The organism is Microbacterium sp., assembly GCF_030149085.1.
GTDB lineage: Bacteria > Actinomycetota > Actinomycetes > Actinomycetales > Microbacteriaceae > Microbacterium.
In genome coordinates this window covers 1-2,580 of sequence record NZ_JASBSF010000170.1, presented here as the reverse complement: position 1 = coordinate 2,580, position 2,580 = coordinate 1, and the positions used below count along the sequence as shown (strand labels likewise).

Sequence of the window (2,580 nt, the reverse complement as noted above, 5' to 3'; positions counted from 1 at the left end):
TCGAGCACGTTGCCGATGTTCTGGAACGACAGGAACGCGGGGCTTCCGATCGAGAGGGCGATGAAAACGGCAAGGAACGGAACGACGATCGCGACCGATCGCCACGGTATGCGCGAGAGAACGCTCTGCTGCGCTTGGGTGGGCACGGTGCCGGTGGTCAGGGTCATGATTTTCCACTCATGATCGGATCCGCAAAGGCTGCGGTGAGGACGTTTTCTTCAGTTCTGTCGTCGCCGGAGAACTCCGCGACGATGCGGCCGCTGCGAATGACGAGAATGCGGTGCGCGAGCCCGAGCACCTCTTCCACATCGGATGAGACGACGATCACCCCGATGCCCCGGGACGCTTCGGCAACGATGAGGTCGTAGATCGCACGACGCGACCCGACATCGACGCCACGAGTCGGTTCGTCGGCGATGAGCACCGTGCGCGGGCGCTGCAGCGCACGCGCGAACAGCACCTTCTGTTGGTTGCCGCCTGACAGGCTCGAGACGCTGCGGCGATCATCACCGGCGACGGTGACGCGATCGAGCATCGCTTTGGCGTCTACGCGTTCGACGCGGGTGCGCACCCATCCCGCACGGGCGAAGGCGGCGAGGTTCGACAGCGTCACGTTGTCGCGAATCGACCGCCCGAGCACCAGCCCCTGGTCCTTACGGGACTCCGGGATGAGGAACAGGCCCGCGTTGAGCGCGGCAGGAACCGACGCACCGACAGACGTCCGCTTCTCGCCGTCACCACGCCCCGGCTCCGTAAGCTCGACGGAACCGCCGTGACGGCCCGCGGCTCCGAAGATGGCGTGCACGATCTCGCTGCGACCGGCGCCGACGAGCCCGGCGAGCCCCACGATTTCGCCAGGTCGCACCGAGAACGACACTCCGCGCACCCCGGGCGCCACGAGATCTGTCACGGTCAGCACCGGGTCGCCTGTCGTGGGAGCGGGAGGCTGTTCCGGGAACACGGCGCCGAGCGTCCGGCCGAGCATCGCCTCGATGAGGCTTGCCTCGGTCTCGTCGGCCGCGGCGCCGGTGCGGATGAGGCGACCGTCACGAAGCACGGTGATGTCGTCGGCGAGCTCCAGCACCTCGCTGAGGAAGTGCGAGATGAGAACGACGGTGTGCCCGGATGCCGCGAGTTGACGCACGACGGCGTGCAGCAGGTCGGCATCCGCCCCCGACAGCGCCGCCGTCGGCTCATCCATGATGATGACCGACGCACCCCGGGCGAGGGCGCGCATGATCTCGACCTTCTGCTGATCGGCCGTACGCAATGCGCCCACCGGGACATCCGCGGGCAGGTCGAACCCGGTGCGTTCGCTCAGTGCCCGGTACTGCGCGCCGAGCCGTTTGCGACCGATGAACCCGATCCGCCGCGGCTCGCGTCCGAGGAAGACGTTCTCGGCGACCGACAGGGCCGGAACGAGCGCCAACTCCTGAGCAATCGTCGCGATGCCGCGATCGAGCGCCTCCCGGGGCGACCCGAAGCTCACGCGCTCGCCGTTGACGAGCACCTCCCCCTCGTCGGCGCTGTACAGGCCGGCGATGATCTTCGCGAGCGTCGACTTGCCCGCGCCGTTCTCGCCGACCAGGGCGTGGACGGTTCCGGGACGAATCGTCAGGTCGATATTGCGGAGGACGGGCAGACCGCCGAAGGACTTGCCGACGTCCCGCAGCTCGACGGTGAGCTGCGGGACGCCGGCGTCAGCCGGTTGGTGCGGCATGGATCAACCGGGCCACTCGCCGGTGAACTGGGTGACGGTGTCGGGGGTCATGACCCCGTTGTTCGGGGAGTCTGCGAACGGGTCGACATCTCCCATGTCGGTGCCGTCGCGCAGCGCCGCGATCATCGCTTCCATCCCCAGGCGACCGGTCGTGGCAGGCGCCATGATGACGTCCGAGTAAACGATGCCTTCCGAAATCGCGTCGAGGGCCCACTGCGAGCCGCCGTACCCGACGAGCAGGTAGTCACCAACGTCCGCGCCCGAGTCACCAATCGCCAGAACGGCACCCTGCAGCCCCTGGTCCGAGGTGACGATCGCATCGATGTCGGGGTTCGCGGTCAGGATGTCGGCCACCGCGGTCTGCGCGGCTGCCGGGTTCCAGAACGTCTCCCCCTCGGCGACGACAGTCACGGGTGTTCCCGCGATCGCCTCGCTGAAGGCATCCCACAGCGCAATGCTCACACTGGAGGTCTTCAGGTCGTGCAGATACGCGACGTTGCAGGGGTCGAGGTTCATCGACGCGCAGGCCTCGACGGTCTGCTCCCCGAGCTTCTGGCCGAGAACCGTCGGAACGAACACGATGTTCGATGCGAGGCCCGGCAACTGAGTGGCCCCGGAGGTGAAGTCCTCACCCAGGATCTGGTCGATGTTGACCACGGTGAGCCCGGCATCCATTGCCTCGGCCACGACATCCATGATCGCGGGGCCGTAGATGGGCTGCACGATCATGCCGTCGTAGTCGCCCGATGCGATGACGTCTTCGATGAGCGTGGCCTGGGTAGCCGGATCGAGGTTTCCGTCGAACACGGTGATCTCGGCGTTGTTGGCCGCGGCGACCTCCTGCGCGGCAGCCAGCATCG

Annotated in this window: 2 protein-coding genes; both read right to left on the bottom strand. The window is 67.2% G+C overall.

From position 1 onward, the window contains the following. Positions 1-163: 163 nt before the first annotated feature. Positions 164-1,720 (bottom strand): sugar ABC transporter ATP-binding protein, encoded by a 1,557-nt coding sequence (locus Q1V87_RS06910; protein ID WP_300591433.1) that lies wholly within the window; start codon positions 1,718-1,720, stop codon positions 164-166. A 3-nt stretch (positions 1,721-1,723) separates the two neighbouring features. Then, the coding region (locus tag Q1V87_RS06905; protein ID WP_300591432.1) for a sugar ABC transporter substrate-binding protein at positions 1,724-2,580 on the bottom strand (857 nt) is incomplete at its 5' end.

Excerpts from the sequence above, each read along its gene's own strand:
- Q1V87_RS06910 (WP_300591433.1), bottom strand. The coding sequence starts at position 1,720 with ATGCCGCACCAACCGGCTGACGCCGGCGTCCCGCAGCTCACCGTCGAG.